This window comes from Amycolatopsis albidoflavus (genome assembly GCF_039525725.1).
Classification (GTDB): Bacteria; Actinomycetota; Actinomycetes; order Mycobacteriales; family Pseudonocardiaceae; genus Amycolatopsis; species Amycolatopsis albidoflava.
In genome coordinates, this window is the sequence record NZ_BAAAHV010000002.1 from 119,165 (window position 1) to 136,877 (window position 17,713).

General features: G+C 70.5%; 20 protein-coding genes. 8 read left to right on the forward strand and 12 right to left on the reverse strand.

All coding sequences use genetic code 11. From position 1 onward, the window contains the following. Positions 1 to 40: 40 nt before the first annotated feature. Positions 41 to 1,243: an NAD(P)/FAD-dependent oxidoreductase gene (locus ABD156_RS00685; RefSeq protein ID WP_344264591.1), complete on the reverse strand. Its 1,203-nt coding sequence runs from the start codon at positions 1,241 to 1,243 to the stop codon at positions 41 to 43. 143 nt (positions 1,244 to 1,386) lie between these two features. Further along, entirely contained in the window at positions 1,387 to 1,923 is a 537-nt protein-coding gene (locus ABD156_RS00690; RefSeq protein ID WP_344264594.1) for a COG4315 family predicted lipoprotein, read from the reverse strand. 161 nt (positions 1,924 to 2,084) lie between these two features. On the opposite strand from ABD156_RS00690, the gene ABD156_RS00695 reads away from it, so the two are divergent. After that, a complete protein-coding gene (locus ABD156_RS00695; RefSeq protein ID WP_344264597.1) occupies positions 2,085 to 2,567 on the forward strand; it encodes a DoxX family protein in 483 nt (160 codons plus the stop codon). Between the two features lie 99 nt (positions 2,568 to 2,666). On the opposite strand, the gene ABD156_RS00700 is transcribed toward ABD156_RS00695, so the two are convergent. Both ABD156_RS00700 and bioB read right to left on the reverse strand, forming a co-directional pair. Next, positions 2,667 to 3,803 (reverse strand): 8-amino-7-oxononanoate synthase, encoded by a 1,137-nt coding sequence (locus ABD156_RS00700; RefSeq protein WP_350540440.1) that lies wholly within the window; start codon positions 3,801 to 3,803, stop codon positions 2,667 to 2,669. A 5-nt stretch (positions 3,804 to 3,808) separates the two neighbouring features. Continuing rightward, positions 3,809 to 4,867, reverse strand: coding sequence for a biotin synthase BioB (gene bioB / locus ABD156_RS00705; RefSeq protein WP_377926637.1), 1,059 nt, complete (start codon positions 4,865 to 4,867; stop codon positions 3,809 to 3,811). A 48-nt stretch (positions 4,868 to 4,915) separates the two neighbouring features. Between bioB and ABD156_RS00710 the strand changes: the two genes are divergently transcribed. After that, positions 4,916 to 5,458, forward strand: a complete 543-nt coding sequence (locus ABD156_RS00710) for a TetR family transcriptional regulator (RefSeq protein ID WP_344264603.1) — start codon at positions 4,916 to 4,918, stop codon at positions 5,456 to 5,458. A 32-nt stretch (positions 5,459 to 5,490) separates the two neighbouring features. Here ABD156_RS00710 and ABD156_RS00715 read toward each other — a convergent pair whose 3' ends face one another. Continuing rightward, entirely contained in the window at positions 5,491 to 7,806 is a 2,316-nt protein-coding gene (locus tag ABD156_RS00715; protein ID WP_344264606.1) for an amino acid permease, read from the reverse strand. 249 nt (positions 7,807 to 8,055) lie between these two features. Here ABD156_RS00715 and ABD156_RS00720 point away from each other — a divergent pair, with 249 nt between their 5' ends. Beyond that, a complete protein-coding gene (locus ABD156_RS00720) occupies positions 8,056 to 8,985 on the forward strand; it encodes a bile acid:sodium symporter (protein WP_344264761.1) in 930 nt (309 codons plus the stop codon). Positions 8,986 to 9,243: 258 nt separating this feature from the next. Here ABD156_RS00720 and ABD156_RS00725 read toward each other — a convergent pair whose 3' ends face one another. Next, the gene (locus tag ABD156_RS00725) at positions 9,244 to 9,708 is read right to left on the reverse strand and encodes a DinB family protein (RefSeq protein ID WP_344264609.1); all 465 of its coding nucleotides are present in this window, start codon (positions 9,706 to 9,708) and stop codon (positions 9,244 to 9,246) included. An 18-nt stretch (positions 9,709 to 9,726) separates the two neighbouring features. After that, positions 9,727 to 10,323 (reverse strand): class I SAM-dependent methyltransferase, encoded by a 597-nt coding sequence (locus ABD156_RS00730; protein WP_344264612.1) that lies wholly within the window; start codon positions 10,321 to 10,323, stop codon positions 9,727 to 9,729. A 163-nt stretch (positions 10,324 to 10,486) separates the two neighbouring features. Here ABD156_RS00730 and ABD156_RS00735 point away from each other — a divergent pair, with 163 nt between their 5' ends. Next, positions 10,487 to 11,281, forward strand: coding sequence for an MBL fold metallo-hydrolase (locus ABD156_RS00735; protein WP_344264615.1), 795 nt, complete (start codon positions 10,487 to 10,489; stop codon positions 11,279 to 11,281). Between the two features lie 12 nt (positions 11,282 to 11,293). Here the strand turns inward: ABD156_RS00735 and ABD156_RS00740 are convergent, their stop codons facing one another. The 3 genes from ABD156_RS00740 to ABD156_RS00750 form a co-directional block, all read right to left on the reverse strand. Further along, positions 11,294 to 11,677 carry a DUF2267 domain-containing protein gene (locus tag ABD156_RS00740; RefSeq protein WP_344264618.1) on the reverse strand — a complete coding sequence of 128 codons (384 nt, stop codon included), beginning with the start codon at positions 11,675 to 11,677 and terminating at the stop codon, positions 11,294 to 11,296. Between the two features lie 112 nt (positions 11,678 to 11,789). Then, positions 11,790 to 12,095 carry an SRPBCC family protein gene (locus ABD156_RS00745; protein WP_344264621.1) on the reverse strand — a complete coding sequence of 102 codons (306 nt, stop codon included), beginning with the start codon at positions 12,093 to 12,095 and terminating at the stop codon, positions 11,790 to 11,792. An 86-nt stretch (positions 12,096 to 12,181) separates the two neighbouring features. Continuing rightward, positions 12,182 to 12,607, reverse strand: coding sequence for a DUF6292 family protein (locus tag ABD156_RS00750; RefSeq protein ID WP_344264764.1), 426 nt, complete (start codon positions 12,605 to 12,607; stop codon positions 12,182 to 12,184). Positions 12,608 to 12,898: 291 nt separating this feature from the next. On the opposite strand from ABD156_RS00750, the gene ABD156_RS00755 reads away from it, so the two are divergent. Together ABD156_RS00755 and ABD156_RS00760 are read left to right on the forward strand one after the other, a co-directional pair. Then, on the forward strand, positions 12,899 to 13,510 hold the full coding sequence (locus ABD156_RS00755) for an HSP18 transcriptional regulator (RefSeq protein ID WP_344264624.1): 612 nt from the start codon (positions 12,899 to 12,901) through the stop codon (positions 13,508 to 13,510). Between the two features lie 372 nt (positions 13,511 to 13,882). Continuing rightward, the gene (locus ABD156_RS00760) at positions 13,883 to 14,254 is read left to right on the forward strand and encodes an STAS domain-containing protein (protein WP_344264627.1); all 372 of its coding nucleotides are present in this window, start codon (positions 13,883 to 13,885) and stop codon (positions 14,252 to 14,254) included. Here ABD156_RS00760 and ABD156_RS00765 read toward each other — a convergent pair whose 3' ends face one another. Further along, positions 14,255 to 15,481 carry a PP2C family protein-serine/threonine phosphatase gene (locus tag ABD156_RS00765; RefSeq protein WP_344264630.1) on the reverse strand — a complete coding sequence of 409 codons (1,227 nt, stop codon included), beginning with the start codon at positions 15,479 to 15,481 and terminating at the stop codon, positions 14,255 to 14,257. A 260-nt stretch (positions 15,482 to 15,741) separates the two neighbouring features. Here ABD156_RS00765 and ABD156_RS00770 point away from each other — a divergent pair, with 260 nt between their 5' ends. Beyond that, positions 15,742 to 16,167: an ATP-binding protein gene (locus ABD156_RS00770; RefSeq protein ID WP_344264633.1), complete on the forward strand. Its 426-nt coding sequence runs from the start codon at positions 15,742 to 15,744 to the stop codon at positions 16,165 to 16,167. Between the two features lie 189 nt (positions 16,168 to 16,356). On the opposite strand, the gene ABD156_RS00775 is transcribed toward ABD156_RS00770, so the two are convergent. After that, positions 16,357 to 17,037, reverse strand: coding sequence for a nitroreductase (locus tag ABD156_RS00775; RefSeq protein WP_344264636.1), 681 nt, complete (start codon positions 17,035 to 17,037; stop codon positions 16,357 to 16,359). A gap of 91 nt (positions 17,038 to 17,128) precedes the next feature. On the opposite strand from ABD156_RS00775, the gene ABD156_RS00780 reads away from it, so the two are divergent. Next, a complete protein-coding gene (locus ABD156_RS00780; protein ID WP_344264639.1) occupies positions 17,129 to 17,707 on the forward strand; it encodes a TetR/AcrR family transcriptional regulator in 579 nt (192 codons plus the stop codon). Positions 17,708 to 17,713: the final 6 nt, after the last annotated feature.

Genomic DNA, 17,713 nt, shown 5'->3' on the forward strand with positions numbered 1-17,713 from the left:
CGGGCCGCCCCGGACGCGGAGCGGCCCGCGGGCACGGAAATCAGGCGAGGTCCTCCAGCGCGACCCCGGGGTCGGCCAGCCGCTCCGGGTCCACCGCCTTGCCGGAGCGGATGAGCGCCTTGATCGGGTCCGTGACGTCCCAGACGTTGACGTTCATCCCGGCCAGCACGCGGTTTTCCTTGAGCCAGAAGGCGATGAACTCGCGCCCGGCCACGTCGCCGCGGAACACGACGCGGTCGTGGCCCTCGATGGCGCCGAGGTATTCCATGCCGAGGTCGTACTGGTCGGTGAAGAAGTACGGCAGCTCGTCGTACGACTCCTCCTTGCCGAGCATCCCGGCCGCGGCCACGGCGGGCTGGTTGAGCGCGTTCGCCCAGTGTTCGACGCGCACGTGCTTGCCCAGGAACGGGTGGTAGGCGTTCGCGACGTCGCCCGCGGCGAAGATGTCCGGGTCGCTCGTGCGCAGGCTCGCGTCGGTCACCACGCCGTTGTCGACGCGGAGGCCGGCCGCCTCGGCCAGTTCGACGTTCGGCTTCGCGCCGATCCCGGCCAGCACGGCGTCCGCTTCGAGGACGCTGCCGTCGCCGAGGCGGATCCGCTTGCTCTGGCCGCCGTTGGAGATGTGCTCGACCTGGACGCCGAGCCGCAGGTCGACGCCGTGCGCGCGGTGCAGGTCGGCGAACACCGGCGCGACCTCCGGGCCGAGTGCGGTGATCAGCGGCAGTTCGAGCGCCTCGACGACGGTGACCTCCACCCCGGCCTGGCGCGCGGCGGCGGTCGCTTCGAGGCCGATCCAGCCGCCGCCGACGACGACCAGCTTGGCCGCGGTGCCGAACAGCTCGCGGAGCCGGTCGGAGTCCTCGATGCGGCGCAGGTAATGGATCCCCGCCGTGTCGGGCAGCACGCGCGGGCTCGCGCCGGTGGCCAGCAGGAGCTTGTCGTAGCCGAGGCTGGTGCCGTCGTCGAGCGTCACCTGCTTCTCGTCCCGCACGATCGCCGTCGCCTTGACGCCCTGGCGCAGCTCGACGTTCTTCTCGGCGTACCACGCGGCGTCGTGCACCTGGAAGCTCTCGGCCTCGGCGTTGCCCGCGAGGTAGTCCTTCGACAGCGGCGGACGCTCGTAGGGCAGGTGCCGCTCGTCGCCGACGATGGTGATTTTCCCGTCGAAACCCTTGTCGCGCAACGCTTCGGCGGCTTTCGCTCCGGCCAGCCCGGCTCCGATGATGACGAACGACGAGGTCACGGACGAACTCCTTCGATGCGGGGACGACGGGGGTACTTATATCACTAGCGAAGTTTGGTCTTATTCGGCCGCTCGGTCAAGTTCGCCTGATCAGAGGTACCCCATTGAGACTGCGCCTACCCGGAAGGGCGTTACCTCGCTGCTCAGCCGTACCCGCCGCCGGTGTAGCCGCCCCCGCTGTACCCGCCGGTGCTCGACGGCGCGGTGCTGGGCGCGGCGGGCGCTGCCGCGTTGGTGATCGCGGTGCCGTCCGGCGCGACCATCCACCACAGCCCGCCGCTGAGGTTCAGGCCCTGGCCGTTGGTCTGGCCTGCGGAGTGGTCGCCGAGGTACCGGTACAGCGGATGGCCGCCGAGCGTCTCCTGCTTGGACCCGTCCTGCCGGGTGATCGAGCCGATGCTGCCCTGCGCGGGTCCGGTGAGCTGGGTGCCCGCCGCGACCGGGGGCCAGTAGCTCGCGCAGCTGGCGGTGCAGGCGGATTGGCCGTCGTGGTCCGCGGCGAACACGTAGATCGTGTCGCCCTTGCTGTCGGTCAAATGCGTCGGAGCGGCGGGCGGTGCGGCCGTGCTCCCGCCAGTGCCGCTGGTGCCGCCGCCGCATGCTGCGGCGAACAAGCCCGCCCCGGCCAGCGCGGCCAAGAGTCCGAAAGTTCTTGGGGTTGCCCGAATTTTGACCTTCATCCCAGCCTCCAACAGTGCGTGGGCGACGTCCTTCCCTCGACACGCGGCTGGCGGCGGAACGGTTCAGTTCGATTTAGCGAGCGTCACAGCGTCTGGACGGGAGGGACTCCGCCCCGTACGGTATGGCAAGCCTTACCTTAGTCACTCTCCGAGGAGGACCCATGCCAGAGCGTGTGCTCGACCGGGCCGTCCCGTTCGTGCTCGGCCTGTTCCGGATCGTCGTCGGCCTGCTCTTCGCGGCCCACGGCGCGGCGGCGCTGTTCGGGATTTTCGGCGGCGGCCCGAAGGGCGGAACGGTCGCGGCCGGCGTGTGGCCGTCCTGGTACGCGGCGGTGATCCAGCTCGTGGGCGGCCTTCTGGTGGCCTTCGGCGTGGGCACCCGGATCGCGGCGCTGGTCGCGTCGGGCTCGATGGCGTATGCGTACTTCGTGGTCCACCAGCCGGACGGGCTGCTCCCGCTGCAGAACCACGGCGAGCCCGCGGCGATGTTCTGCTGGGCGTTTCTGTTGCTGGCCTTCACTGGGCCGGGTGCGCTGGCGCTCGATGCGTTGTTCCGGAAGGGGTCGGGTGAGGCTCGCGACGCGCGACCGCTGGGTGTCGTGGTGGGCGGCACGGTTCCGGCCAATCCCGGTGCGGGCGACTAGGGCGTCGCACGTGGAGTTCACGACCTTGGCGTCGGCCGGTGCGAGATCGAAGCTAAGAGCTGCCGTCCTAGATCCGTTCCCTGAGCGCGGGCGAGCCGGTCAGACGATGCTCGCGGCGCGCGACCACCGGGCAGCGAGCCGCGCGGCCTCCTGCGCACGGTCCAAGTCAACACCGGCGCGCGCGACCAGCCGGAGCCGCGAAATGCCGTCGGGGACGCTCGGCGGGCGGAAGCAGCCGACGACGATGTCCTTTTCGTACAGCAGGTTCGCGGCGGCCACAGCCTGCTCCGGCGAGTCCGCGGGAATCGACTGGACCGCACCAGGCGCCCGCGAAACCCCTGCGGCGTCGGCGATCGCGACTGCGGCGCGGTGCAGCTCCTCCACGCGCGAAGGCTCGGCCGCGATGATCCGGCACGCTTCCGCCGCGCTGGCGGCAGCAGCGGGGGCGAGACCGGTGTCGAAGATGAACGTCCGCGCGGTGTTCACCAAGTGCTCGCGCAGCAACGGCGATCCCAGCACCGCACCGCCCTGTGCGCCCAATGCCTTCGACAAAGTGGCAGTCACCGCGACGTGCGGCGCGCCCGCGAGACCGGCCGCGTGCACCGCGCCCCGGCCGTTGCCCGCGACGCCGATGCCGTGTGCTTCGTCCACCACCAGGAACGCGTCGTATTCAGCGCACAATGCCGCGGTGCGAACAAGATCCGTGGCATCGCCGAGCACCGAATAGATCGACTCGACCACCACGATCGCCCGTTCCTGCGACCGGTCGCGCAGCAGGTGCGCGAGCGCGTCCAGGTCGCCGTGCGGGCAGATCGCGACAGGGGAGCGGGACAGCCGCGCGCCGTCGATCAGCGACGCGTGGATGTGCGCGTCGGTGATCAGCAGCGTGTCCGGCGAACCGAGTGCGGTGATGATGCCGATGTTGGCCGTATAGCCGCTGGAAAACCCGAGCGCGGCCGGTTGACCGGTGAGGTCGGCCAGCTCGCGTTCCAGTTCCGTGTGACACGGCGTGGTGCCGGTGACGACTCGCGACGCGCCCGCGCCCGCGCCGTACTTCTCGACGGCTTGGACGGCGGCCGCGCGCAATCGCGGATCAGTGCTGAGGCTCAGATAATCGTTCGACGCGAGGTCCAATGTGGACGCTCGCGGATGCCGCCGGTCATCGGTCCGCCGGACGAGGCCGGCGACGTGCCGGTCCCGCTCGGCGGAGGTCAGCCAGTCGTGCATCGACACCATGGCGGTCACGCGTTGGGTGCGGCGGCGGTGCCCGCGCCGCGTTCCCGCAGGGCGGGGGAGGAGTGCTCGGCCTGCTGCTGTTCGCCCGCGCCGAGGACCTCGAACCCGGCGTCGGCGATCATCTCCAGGTCGGCTTTCGCGGCCTGGCCTTCGCTGGTGAGGTAGTCGCCGAGGAACAGCGAGTTGACCACGTGTAGCGCGACCGGCTGCAGCGAACGCAGGTGCATCTCGCGCCCGCCGGCCATCCGGACTTCCTTTGTCGGGCAAGCGAATCGCGCCAGCGCGAGGATGCGCAGCGCGCGCAGCGGGTTCAGCTCCCAGGTTCCGGCGAGCGGCGTGCCCTCGAACGGCATCAGGAAGTTGACCGGGATCGAATCGCTGTCGATGTCGCGCAGCGCGAAGATCGCGTCGATCAGCTCGTCGTCGGTCTCGCCCATGCCGACGATCAGGCCGGAGCACGCGGAAAGCCCGGCGGACTTGGCCTTTTCGACGGTGTCCACCCGGTCGTCGTACCCGTGCGTCGTGCAGATCTCGGAGTACCGAGACTCGCTCGTGTTGAGGTTGTGGTTATACGCGTCGACGCCGGCTTCGCGCAGCTTCTCGGCCTGACCGTCCTTGAGCAGCCCGAGGCACGCGCACACCTCTACGTCGGCGTGGGCGGATTTCACCGCCTCGACGGCCTGCGCGACGCGGTCGACGTCGCGGTCGCTCGGCCCGCGCCCGCTCGCGACCAGGCACACCCGCGACGCGCCGCCTTGGACGCCCGCGCTCGCCTGGCGCGCCGTTTCCTCGGCGGACAGCCACGAGTACTTGAGGATCTGCGCGGACGACCCGAGCCGCTGCGAGCAGTACCCGCAGTCCTCGGGGCACAGGCCCGATTTCAGGTTGACGAGGTAGTTGACCTTGACCCGGTTGCCGAAGTGCGCGCGCCGCAGCCGCCCGGCCGCCGCGACCAGGCCGAGCACGTCCTCGTCCGGCGCTTCCAGCACCGCGCGGGCGTCAGTTCGGTCGAGTACGCCGCCGGCCAGCTGCCGGTCGGCCAGGTCGTCGAAGGTTTTGAACACCTATCAAATCCTAGGCGGCCGCTCGGCCGGAAGCAAGCGGCAGGCAGAATGAGAGGGGTGAAGGTGACGCGAGACCAGATCGTCGACCGGGCGTACGAGCTGCTGCGGGAAGCGGGGCTGAGCAGCCTGTCGATGCGGCGGGTGGCCCTCGACCTGGGGGTCCAGCCGGGCGCGCTGTACTACCACGTCGCCAACAAACAGGAGCTGCTCGCCGTCGTCGCCGCGCGGATCCTGAAGGGCCTGCCGGGGGTGGCGAAGGACCCGCGCGACGCGGCTGAGGGCTTCCGCTCGGCGCTGCTGCAAGTCCGCGACGGCGCCGAGGTGGTGTCGTTCGTGCAGGCCTACCGGCCGGACCTGCTGGTGCCCACGCACGCGCTGCGCCGGCTGTTCACCGGGAAGTTCGACGAGCGGCGCGCGGAATGGGCGGCGCGGACGGTCGTCCACTATGTACTCGGCTTCGTCTCCGAGGAGCAGAACCACGCCGAGCTGGTGCGTGCCGGGATCGTCGAGGAGGATCCGGCGCACAGCGGGGACTCGGACGAGGCGTTCGGGTTCGGGATCGATGCGATCCTCAGCGGGCTGGCCTCGTGAGTGCGCATGCCGGTTCTCACCGGCGCCAACACTCACGACCCTGACCGGTCTTCCTCCTCTTCGCTGGCGGCTTCGAGGATGTGGCAGACCGGATCGCGGATGACCAGCGGCGTTCCCTCGGCGACTCGGCCGGTCACGCGCACCACCTGGCCGGGTTCGAGATCGGGATGCGCCTGGGTGAACTCCAGCGCGACCGTCGCGGTGTCGTCGGTGAGCTGTGCCGTAAGAACCGGACCGCGAGTGTCCTCTTCGGACACTGTCAGTTCCTGAAGCCTCCCATCGATGCTGACGTCAGTACCGGGCCGCAGTTCGGCAAGGGCGCTGGGTGTCAGCTCCTCCTTCGGGGTGGAACCGATCCGGGTGAGCAGCCGTTCGACTGCCGCGGTGGCGCGTTCCTCGGGCAGGTGCGGCATGAGCGTGCGGATGCGGGTCTGCACGTCGTACGGCACGATCGTCGCGGCGGCTTGCGGGATGCGGCTGACGATGCGGGCGATCCGGTCGGCGGTGCGGTCGTGCAGCAGCCGTCCGAGCAAAGGCGCGTAGCTTCGACGCGGCAGGAGCACGGTCACGCTGGTCCGTTCCGCGTCGGCGATCGCCTTCTGCACCAACGTGTAAGCGGCGCGGGCGATTCGCCGGTCGGGCACGTCGATCAGCCGCAGGCCGGTTTTCATGCCGAGTTCTTCCCAGCGGGCGCGCAGGCGTTCGGCGGCTTGGGCGTCGATCACGAAGTGCACGGCGGTGATCTTGTCCGGCCGGAGGCTCTTGCCGTACCGCAATGCTTCGAGGACGGCCAGGTCGATCGTATTGACCAGCACGAAAACCTGGTGGCGCGCGTATCGCGTCGGGTTGGCGCGGTTGGCGGTGATGCGTTCGAGCACGGCGGCTTCGGCGCGGTACTCGCGGTTGAGCCGGATGAGGACGAACACGAGGATCGGGAAGACCACCACGACCAGCCACGCGCCCTCGGTGAACTTGGCGATGGCGAAGATGCCGACGACCACAGTGGACAGAATCCCGGCGGCGAGGTTGACCGAGAGCTTGAACCGCCAGCCCTGTTCGCGCAGGCGCAGATGGTGTTTGGTCATGCCGTACCCGGCCATGGCGAAGCCGGTGAAGACACCGATCGCGTAGAACGGCACCAGCGCGGTCACCGTGCCGCCGGAGAAGAACAGCAGTGCGACGGCGAGCACGGTCAGTACCAGGATGCCGTTGGAGAACACCAGCCGGTGCCCGCGCGTCGTCAGCTGGCGGGGCAGGAAACGGTCGCTGGCAACGAAACTGGCGAGGAACGGGAAGCCGTTGAAGCTGGTGTTGGCCCCGGTGTAGAGGATGAGCGCGGTCGCGGTCTGGATCGCGACGAACATCGCTTGCCCGAACCAGCCGTCGCCGAACACCGCGCGGGCTTCCTGGGAGACCACTGACGGGTAGCCGCTGGCGTACGGAGTCGCGTGGGTGAAGAAGGCGAGCAGCGACACGCCGCCGACCAGGACGCCGAGGATGACGGCCATCGTGACCAGGACCTTGCGGGCGTTGAGGCCGCGCGGGCTGCGGAACGCGGACACCGTGTTGGAGATGGCTTCCACGCCGGTCAGCGACGAGCCGCCGTTCGCGAAAGCGCGCAGCAGCACCAGAACTGTCGCGCCGGCGATGAGGCCGTCCCCGTGCTGGACCGGCACCGCTCCGGGCAGGTGGGCGGCGTCGTAGGCCGGGAGCCCGACGGTCATCGCCTTGACCAGGCCGACCACGATCATCACCAGCATCAGCGCGGAGAACAGATAGGTCGGGATCGCGAACGGGCGGCCGGCTTCGCGCAGGCCGCGCAGGTTGGCGTAACAGAGCAGGATGACGATCGCAATGGTGATTTCCAGGCTGTACGGCCCGAGCGCCGGGATCGCGGACACCACGGCGACCGTGCCGGCCGAGGTCTGCACGGCGACAGTCACGATGTAGTCGATCAGCAACGCCGCCGCGGCGACCTGCGCGACGCGCGGCCCGAAGTTCTCCCGCGCGACGACGTACGACCCGCCCGCGCGCGTGTAGGCCATCACGACCTGCCGGTACGAGGCGGCGACGAGCACCAGGATGACCAGGATCACGCCGGTGATCGGCAGCACCAGGCTGAACGCGGCGAGCCCGGCGTAGGGGAGCAATTCGACCAGGATCTGCTCCGTGCCGTAGGCCGACGACGAGATCGCGTCCGGGGAAAGCACGCCCAACGCGGTCGTGTTGGAAAGGCGTTCGTGCGTTAATTGCGCGTTGATGAGCGGTTTGCCGAGAAACAGCCGCTTCACCGCGTACCCGAACGCGCCCGGTTCCAGGCGGCGCTGGGGTTCTTCCGTGTCTGTCACGGGCTCAGCATGCACGCGCGACCCGCCTGGCACGCGCTGTGCGGCGAGATCAACCCCATTCTGAAATGCGTTAAGAAATGGGTTCTTCTCTTGCGTCAGGAGTGCATTAAAACGTCTCTCGCGAGCGTTAGGATTTCGTCAAGACGGTGGCTTTCCGCGGGCTGCCGGGTCGATCGCTAGCCTGGTCCGGTACCTGGCATTCGTGAAGGAGCGCGCCCGTTGTCGCAATCATCCGGTCCGGCGTCGCGGATGGAACGGCACCAGGTCGCCGTCTACCTCGGCGCGCTGGCCGCCGGGGCGCTGCTCGGCCGGCTCGCCCCGGCGGCCGGGCCGGGCCTGGAACCGGCGATCAACCCGATCCTGGCGGCGCTGCTGTACGTCACGTTCCTGCAGGTGCCCGCCGCCGAACTGGGCCGCTCCCTGCGCGACGCCCGGTTCCTCGGCGCAGCGCTGGCGGTGAACTTCGTCGTCGTGCCGCTGGTCGTCGCGGCGATGTTCGCCTTCTTCCCGGCCGGACCGGCGCTGCGGCTGGGCATGCTGCTCGTGCTGCTGGCCCCGTGCGTCGACTACGTGATCGTCTTCAGCGGCCTGGCCGGAGGCAGCAGTCGCCGCCTGCTCGCCGCGACCCCGGTGCTGCTGCTCGCGCAGATGATCCTGCTGCCGGGGTTCTTGTATTTGTTCCTGGGTGCGGACCTGGCGCGGGTCGTGCGGGTCGGGCCGTTTCTTCGGGCGTTTCTGGTGCTGATCGTGGTCCCGCTGGTGCTGGCTTGGCTCACTCAGGCGTGGGCTGCGCGGTACGCGAGTGGACGGCGGTTCGCTGATGCGGGCGGGAGCGCGATGGTGCCGTTGATGGCTGTGGCGTTGGCGACTGTTGTCGCGTCGCAGGCTCCGAAGGTCCACGGGGTTGGGGTGGTTGCGGTGGTGCCGGTTTATGTGGTTTTTCTGGTGGTGATGGCGTTCGCCGGGCTTGGGGTCGTGCGGCTGTTTCGGTTGGATGTTTCGGGTGGGCGGGCGATTGTGTTTACGGGGGCTGCGCGGAATTCGTTGGTGGTGCTTCCGGTGGTGTTGGCGTTGCCCGGTGAGTTTGCTGTTGCGGCAGTGGGGGTGGTGGCGCAGACGTTGGTGGAGGTGGTGGGGATGGTTTGTTATGTGAGGTGGGTGCCTCGGTTGTTGTCTTAGGTCGGGGTGGGTTTGTTGTGGTGAGGTTGGTGGATTAGCTCACCAGCTGTGTTTTTGGCGCCGACTTCGTCGTCGCGTGCGGGATCGCTTTTAAGCCGGCGTTTGGGGGCTGCCCGGCGTGAGGGGCCTTCGGCCTGTCACGCCGGGCAGCCCCCAAACGCCGGCGCGATCCCGCGTGGTGGGCAAGTTGGGAGAAGGGGGGAAGGGGAGGGGGGCTTGAGGTGGTGGGGGAGTGGTGTGGGGTGTGGGGCTGGGGGGTTAGCGGCCGGTGGAGTGGTCGATTTGTTCTCGGAGGATGTCGGCGTGGCCGGCGTGGCGGGCGGTTTCTTCGATCATGTGGGTCAGGGCCCAGCGGATGGTCGGGCCGTTGTGGGGTGGTATGGGGGCGGAGAGGTCTGGGCAGTTGTCTAGGAGTTTGTTGGCGCGCTTGACCGTTTTTCGGTAGCGGGCTACGACTTCGGCGACGTTGTCGGTGGTGCGGAAAGTGGATTGCCAGTTTGTCACTGTTTCGCCGAGAAATAGGGACTGCTCTACGAAGGTCAGGTGGTGGAGCAGGCCGATCAGGTTTGTTCCGGAGGGTACTGCGGCGGCGTGGGCTTCGGGTTCTGGTGCGCCGTCTACTTTGGCGGCGATCGAGGTGCGGAGATAGTCCAGAAAACCGCGCAGGACTTCGGATTCGCTGCTTCCGGTGCGGGGCGGCGGGGTGTCGCGACGGCGAGGCACGGGGGGTCTCCTTGAGGGTCAGGCGGCGCGGCGGATCAGCAGGACGTGGTCGACGACCTCGGCGGTCTGGCCGGCCGGGCCGGTCGCGATGCGGGTGGGGGAGTCAGCGCGTTCGAGGGGCCACTCGGCCGGGTCCAGGGCTAGGTCTGCGGCGATTTCCGCGGGGCCGGGGAAATGCGCGTCCGGGTCTTGGTTCCACGACCACGGTGCGCTCGAACCGTGGTCTACGACCAGCAGTCGGCCGCCCGGGCGCAGGGCGTGCGCGGCGGTGCGCAGGACTCCTGTCCGGTCCAGCTCAAAAGGGGTTTGCAGGTAGTGCGCCGTCACTAGGTCGAAGTCGCCGGGCGGGAAGCTCGCCCGCAGGTCGTGCCGGACCGCGGTGATCCGGGTTCCGGCGAGGCGGTTGACCGCGACCGACGAGATGTCGGTGGCGGTCACGGTCCAGCCGCGAGCGGCGAGCCAGCGCGCGTCGCCGCCGTTGCCGCAGCCCAGGTCGAGTGCGTCGCCGGGCGGGAGGTCGGAGACGCACTCCACGAGCCGGGCGTTCGGCTGCGGGTCCGCGGGAGGCCGGGCGGCGTGCACTTCGTCCCAGAACAGGGACGCGTCGGTGGTCATCGGTCGGCTCCTCGGGGGTCGGTGTGCGTCCAGGGTCGCCGCTGCCGGACGCGGAGGGCGAGCGATCTTGCCGGAACGGCAACTCCCACATGCTGGACTGCGCCGGGCAAGATCGTTTCGCCGGTACTGTCGGACGCGCACGGCCGGAAAGCGAGGAGCTGGAATGAAAATCGGCGCCATCGACATCGTCCCGATCCTCGACGGCATCGCCCGGCTGCCGCTGGCCGGCACGGTGGTCCACGCCAGGGGCGCGCGGTGGGAATGCCGCCACCAGCCGGTGGACGCCGACGGCCGGATCCGGATGGACGTCGGCTCGTTCCTCCTCCGGCTGGGCGGCGCCACGGTGCTGGTCGACGCCGGGACCGGGCCGGGCTTCGAGCACGACGGCTTCGCCACCGGCGGCCTGCTCGACAACCTGCGCCGCGCCGGAGTCGCGCCCGAGGACGTCACCGAAGTGGTCTTCACCCACTTGCACGTGGACCACATCGGCTGGTCGACCGTCCGCGGCGAAGCCGTTTTCCCGAGGGCGACCTTCCGCATGCACGCTGCCGACTGGGCGCACTTCACGACCGGCGACACCGCGGATCCGGCTGTGCGGCGGACGTTCGCGCCGATCGCCGAACGGATCGAGACCTTCGACGAGGAAACCGAACTGGTCCCCGGGCTGATCGCGCGCCCCGCGCCCGGCCACACGCCCGGCTCGACGGTGTTCGTGGTCAGCGACGCCGGCGAACGCGCCCTGCTGCTCGGCGACGTCCTGCACACCGTGGGCGAGCTGACCGACCCCGAATGGGAGGGCATGTTCGATGTGGACCGGCCCGCGGCGACCGCGATGCGGCAGCGGCTCGCGGCGGAACTCGAAGCGTCCGGCGACGTTTTCGCGCCCGCGCACTTCCCGGAGCTGGCTTTCGGACGGCTGATCAGCGCGGACGGGATCCGGCGGTTCGCTTGGGCTTGACCGGGAAGGCGGTCACCCGCTGTGGCGCCGCGGCGGCGTTTCCCGCGACCAGGCGCACGGCTGCCGCGTCCCGCCCAGCAGGACCAGCACGTCCGGGCTCACGCCCGCGCGCACCCGGGAGGCGAGCTCGGGCGAGGTTCGGCCCAGTGCCGAATAGACCGCGCTGACCAGGCATCTCGCCGCCCGCGGAGAACGCCTGGTGCGCAACGAGATTTCCATCAGGAGGGCCTCGCGGTCGCACGTGCGGCCCCGGTTCGGCGCGACGATGCCCAGCCGGGTTTGCTCGGCCAGAGGGAGACATCGCAGCAGGCTGTCGACGACGCAGTCGATCGCGAGCCGGTTTCGTTCCGTGCTGATTCGGCGAGGCCCGGGCAGAATTTCCTTCCGCACCACCATGGGACCATCAACTCCTGGGCGCAGAGTAGCCGATCCGCGCCGCGGCGTGACCGTCCCGTTCCGTGCGACGGAAAACGATCCGGTGGTGTCCATTGTGGACTCGGGAGAGGGCTCAGCCGGGCGAGCCGGACAAAACGGCGAGCCGGTCGAGGGAGGCGCGCAGATCCGCGAGCACATCGTCGCCGCGCCGACCGGCCGGAACCGACAGGTGCAGCGTCGCGTGGCTCGTGCCCGCGTCGCCGGACGCGACCTGGAGCCAGCCGCCGCTCCATTCCAGCCGGAGCCGGTCGCCGCGTCCGGCGGGGGACGCGACGACCTGGCCGGGCAGCCATTCGTTCAGGTGCGCGGAATCGGCGGCGACGGCGTACACGTGTTCCGCCGTCGCGGGCATCCGCCGCTCGGCTTCGAACTCGGTCATGATCTTGGCTACCCGGTTCGCGGCAACGCGAAACGGGAGAGTCCACAGTGGACGATCAGGGTCGGCGAAGATGCCTGGCGCGACGGTCAAACCACCTCGCTGAGGACGGCGTCGAGATCGGCCGGGGTGCCAAGGGCTCGGAGTTTGGGCGGCGCGAGGCAGCCGATCCGGTGGTCGTCGTCGCGCACCGCGGCGGTGAACTCGGCGACGCGCGGCGCGGACGGGGCGACCGAAGGCCCGCCCAGGTAACGGATGACGATGAGGTCCTCGCCGGAATGCGTTTCGACGGCCGCGGCCCAGCCGTGGATTTCGTCCCACAGCAGGGCGACGTCGCGGTCGGGGTAGGCGGGGAGACGGCCGTCGAGGGCGACGTACGCCGACACCGGGGTGTCGTGGTCGACGGTGCAGGACTCGAGGCCGACGCCCAGTGCGCCGGTGACGTCGGCGAGGTAGTTCCACAGCCGCGCCAGCGCGGGGTGCGACGGACCGGTCTGGGCGGTGTGCAGCGGCATGGACACGGGGACAACGCCTTTCTCGCGCGAAGGACTCGCGCGGAACGGGGATCGCCCGCTCCGCGCGACGGACCGCGTGGGTTCTCCGGCCGGCGGCCGGGACGCGCCCTGGCGGGCGGTCCGGACCTGATTCCCGGTGAAGGGGCACGGGAAACCTGCGGAACGCGGCGAATCGGCCCGCGCGTCCGGCCGGTCGTCCGGAGTCTCCTCCGCGGTTCGACAGGGACTCTTCTTTCTTCTAGCATGTCGTCGAAGTGATGACAACTGCCTAGTCGTCAGGAGGATGACGCGATGGCGGAGGTGGATCCCGCGATGCTGGTCGAAGGCGTCCGCGAGGCGGTGCTGGCCGCCCGGGACGGCGGCGCGCCGGCCGAACGGTCGCTGGCCGCGCTGTCCGCGTTGCGGGCGCTGCGCGACCAGCTCGGCGAGTGGGAGCCGGAACTGATCGCGGGCGCGCGGGAGGCGGGCGCGAGCTGGGCCGCGCTGGCCCCGGCGCTCGGCGTGGCGAGCAGGCAGGCCGCGGAACGCCGGTACCTGCGGCTGCGGCCGTCGGCGACCGGGGAGACCACCGGGGAAGCCCGCGTCGACGCTGAACGCGGCCGCCGCGCGGGAGACCGGGCGGTGGCGGAGTGGGCCCGGCGCAACGCGGCGGTGCTGCGACGGCTGGCCGCCGAGGTCAGCTCCGCGCCGGATCTGGACGCCGCCGGACAGGAAAGCGCCGACCGGCTCGGCGTAGCGCTGGGAGAGGACGATGTCACGCACCTGCTGCTGCCGCTGGCGGACGTGCGCGCGCATCTCGAATCACGGCATGCCGCGCTGGCGGATCGGGTCGGGGAGGTCGGCGAGCACGCGAACCGGTTGCGCGCGGACGCGGCTGGGCAGCGGCGGGGTCGTGTGCAATGAGCCCGGTCGGAGGCGCTTTCGTCGTCGGAGAAGGACGGACGCGCCGATCAGGTCGGCAAGCATGCGCCCCGGATCGCGGCCGGGCGCCGTCGCAAGCCTCAGGAATCGGAGGTCCCCGGCACCACGCTGGCGGATCAGGTCGGCGGGCGCACCGACCCGCCAGCGCGAGACCGCGCCCGCTCGCAGTGAGCCGAACGTCGCATCCCGGGCGCCCCCGCGCTGCCGGCCCTCCGGCGATCCGAGATCATTTCCCGCGACGGCATTCGTGCGTGGCCGCCGTCGTAAGGCATGCTATTCGCGGTTGAGCAGCCAGCCGCGTACTTTTCCTGCCCGGACGCGAGCGCGCCGGGCTTCCTGAGGAGGGAAAGAGCGATGAGTGAGCTGACCGACCCGGTGATCGACCCGCCGGGTTCGCTGTCGATCGACCGGGCCGACCGCGCTCCCGCGGCGGTGCTGGCCCTGAACGGGGACCTGGACCTCGGGACCGCCCCGAAATTGACGGCAGCGGTCGCCGAAACCGTGTCCGGGAAGCCCTCGGTGCTGGTGCTGGACCTGACAGGGGTCGATTTCCTCGCCTCGGCGGGGCTGACCGTGCTGCTGGCCGCGTGCCGGGAGGCCCCGGAAGGGACCGAGGTGCGGATCGTGGCGTCCGGCCGGGCGACCCTGCGGCCGATCCAGCTGACCGGGCTGGAGCAGAGCCTGCCGCTGTACCGCACGCTCGAAGAGGCGCTGGCCGGCAAGTGATCAGGGCGTTCCGGCCCCGGCGGTGCGGTGGAGCACGACGAGTGCGACGTCGTCCTGCGGGGGCCGGGACCCGACCATCGCGGCCATGATCCGGGCGCAGGCCCGTTCCGGGTCCTCCGGCCGGACCAGCGCGGTGAGCTGGTCCATGCCCGCGTCGACGAGCCGGTCGCGCCGCTCGACGAGACCGTCGGTGTAGAAGACGGCGACGGCTTCCGGCGGCAGTTCGACGTGGGTGGTGCGCCGCTCGACGGTGGCCCCGACAGTCAAGCCGACGGGCGGATCCGGCGGAGCCGCCACGAGTTCCGCGGGTTTGCCCGGCGACGCGACGACCGGCGGCAGGTGCCCGGCGAGCGAGAGCGCGATGCTGTCGTGGCCGGGTCTGAGAATGCCGTACGCGACCGTCGCCATCACGCCGTGCTCGAAGTGGTTGGCCTTGCGGTCGAGCTTGGCGAGGACTTCGGCGGGATCGTCGCAGTCGAGCGCATACGCGCGCAGTGCGCTGCGAAGCCGTCCCATGATGACCGCGGCTTCGAGGCCGTGCCCGGACACGTCGCCCATCACGATGCCGGTCTGGCCCTCGGGAAGCCGGAAGACGTCGTACCAGTCTCCGCCGAGCCCGGCCTCCGCGCCCGGCACGTAGCGGGCGGCCAGGCGCAGGCCGTCGATGACGGGCAGGACGCCGGGCAGCAGGCTGCGCTGCAGGGCGATGGTCGCGGCCTGGTTCTGGTGCATGATCTCCGCCTGCAGCACGGCGGCGAGCCGGTCGGCGAGCAGCCGCAAGGTTTCGATGTCGTCGGTGGTGAACCTGCGCTCCCGCACGGCTCCGATGTGCAGCACGCCGACCAGTTCGGCGCCGGCCAGCATCGGGACGCCGAGCATGGTGTGCAGCCCGCGGTCGGACAGCAGCGCGTTGAGCACCGTGGTCTTGTCGACCTGGTCGATGACCACCGGCTCCCGGCGCGCCGCGACGGCTCCGGCGAACCCCGCGCCGACCGGGACCTGAACGCCCTGGTAGACCTCCTCCTCGAGCCCCGCGGCCGCGATGGCGACGAGACGCTGCCAGCGCGCGTCGTGCCGCAGCACGGTCGCGGTGTCGACGTCGAGGACGGTGCAAGCGCGGGCGAGGATCTTCGCGAGCTCCTCGCCGAGGTCTGCGTCGGTCGCCCCGGCGCCGAGGATTTCGGCGAGACGAGTGCGCGATTCGGGCTCCGGCGCGTGAGGCGGCATGCAGCGACAGTAACCGAACCGGTGCCGGGGTCCAGAGATGTGCGGGAACAGGTGTGAAGTCGGCCCTGTCCGGGTACGCCCGAATGGGCACCGGCGAAGTCGAGAACGAAAAGGGGACTGCCCCACGTGATGTCAAGCGGCTGCGGCGAGGGGCGGGCAAGCGCGGCGGCGTTTACCGGCACGGACAGGTCCTCGCGCCCCGTCGCGCCGTCGGCCGGAGAGGGGGCTTTTTGTCCCGGCCTGTGGAAGAGGGACCGGCTGTGACCGGCCCGGACGACGAACCCTGGGTACTGGACCTGCGCGGCACCGGAGTCTCGGCGCTGCCGCGGGTGCGCGCCTGGGCGGGCAAGTCGCTGGGCCACCTGTCGGCGGAGCACCTCGCGGACGTCCTGATGGTGATCGAGGAACTCGCCTCCAACGCCTACGAGCACACCTCGGGCCCGTCCTATGCGCGATTGACCGTGCTGTCCCGGCCGTGCGTCGTGGTGATCGAGGTGGACGACCCGGAGCCGGGCCGCCCGCGGGTCCGCCCGCCGGACTTCGAGCGGGCGCGCGGGCGGGGAATGCTGCTCGTCGACCGGCTCGCCGACGACTGGGGCGTGCACGAGCATTCCGGCGGCAAGACGGTCTGGGCCCGGCTCGGCTGCGGGGTGCCGGCGCGCGAGGCCTGCGAGTCTTCCGGCTGACAGCGCGGTTCGCCGGGGCTGCGTCGTCGTGGCACAGCGGCCGTCGGCAGGGGCGGCGCGGCGGCATTCTTCAGCGGTGCCGCAGGCAAGCACGTCCATCGGAAGCTCCCGGGCCGGAATGCCGACGGCGCCGCGAGGCAGCCGGGGGGAGTCCTTTCCGGACAGTGCACCCGAGGCCCGGCGTGCGGCTCAGCCGTGGAACCGGGTGGTCTCCGCGAGCGGCGCCCGTCCGACCGCGAACCGGTTGACCGGCGCGGCGCGATCGGCGTAGCCGAACGAGATCCCGAACAGCAGTTTCCCGCTTTCGAGGCCGAGCGTTTCCCGGACCGTGTCCGCGTAGAAGCTCAGCAACCCTTGCGGACAGCTGGAAACTCCGTGTGCCTGCATGGCCAGCAGCAGGGTCTGGCCGTACATCCCGACGTCCGCCGCGAGCCGGGCTTCGGCGGTGTCCGGGGCGAACAGCAGCGCGACGTGCGGGGCGCCGTAGAAGCGCAGACTTTGGGCGTCGTAGGCGGCACGCGCTTTGTGGTCGTCGAAGCCGATCTGCAGTGCGCCGTACAACGCGCCGCCCGCCGCGGCCCGGCGCTCTTGGTGCACGGCTTCGTAAATCGCTTCGCTGTAAGGGAAATCGACCGACCGGCGACCTTCTTCGTGCGCGGTGACCAGTGCGTCGGCGAGCTGGTCCCGCGTTGCCCCGCTGACGACTTCGACCTGCCACGGCTGCGCGTTGGAATTGGACGGCGCGGCGGCAGCGAGGCCGAAAATCTCGCGGAGGGTGCGGTCCGGCACGGGATCGGGCCGGAACGACCGGGTCGCCCGCCGCCCGCGGATCAGGGTCGCGGCCGCGTCGGCGAGTTCGGTGGGGGCCATCGGGAGCGCTCCTTAGGTAAACTATCTCGTATACCTAAGGACGGTAGCAGGCTCGGGCGGCTTAAGTAAACGTTTCTGTACACTTGGGCGCATGGTCGAGGAGAAGGCGCGCCGGGCCGGGCGCGGTGGACGCGAGCGCGTACTGGCCGCCGCCGCGGACCTGTTCGCCCGCCACGGCATCACCGGCACGACGATGGAGCAGGTCGCCGCCGCGGCCCCGGTGTCGAAACGGACGCTGTACCTGCATTTCCCGGTCAAGGACGATCTGGTCGTCGCCTACCTGCGGGAGCTGGTCCGCTCGGGCGGCACCCTGCACGACGTGCTGACCCGCGCGGATCTCCCGCCGCGGCAACGGCTTCTGGCGATGTTCGAGCTGCCGGAGTCCGAGCCGGTGCGCGGCTGCCTCTTCGTGGACGCGGCGGCGGAGTACCCCGACCCGGACAGCGCGGTGCACGCCTACGCGCGGGAACAGAAACTGCTGATGCTCCAGCTGGTCACTGATCTTGTCGCGGAGCTGGGGGCCGCCGATCCCGCCGCGCTCGCCGAGCAGCTGGTCACGCTGGCCGACGGAGCCGCGAGCCGGGCGATGGTTCTCGGCGATCCTGGCTACGGCCGTCATGCGCGAGCGGCGGCTGAGGTGTTGCTGGAGTGCGCTCTGCCGCCGAGCTAGATCGTC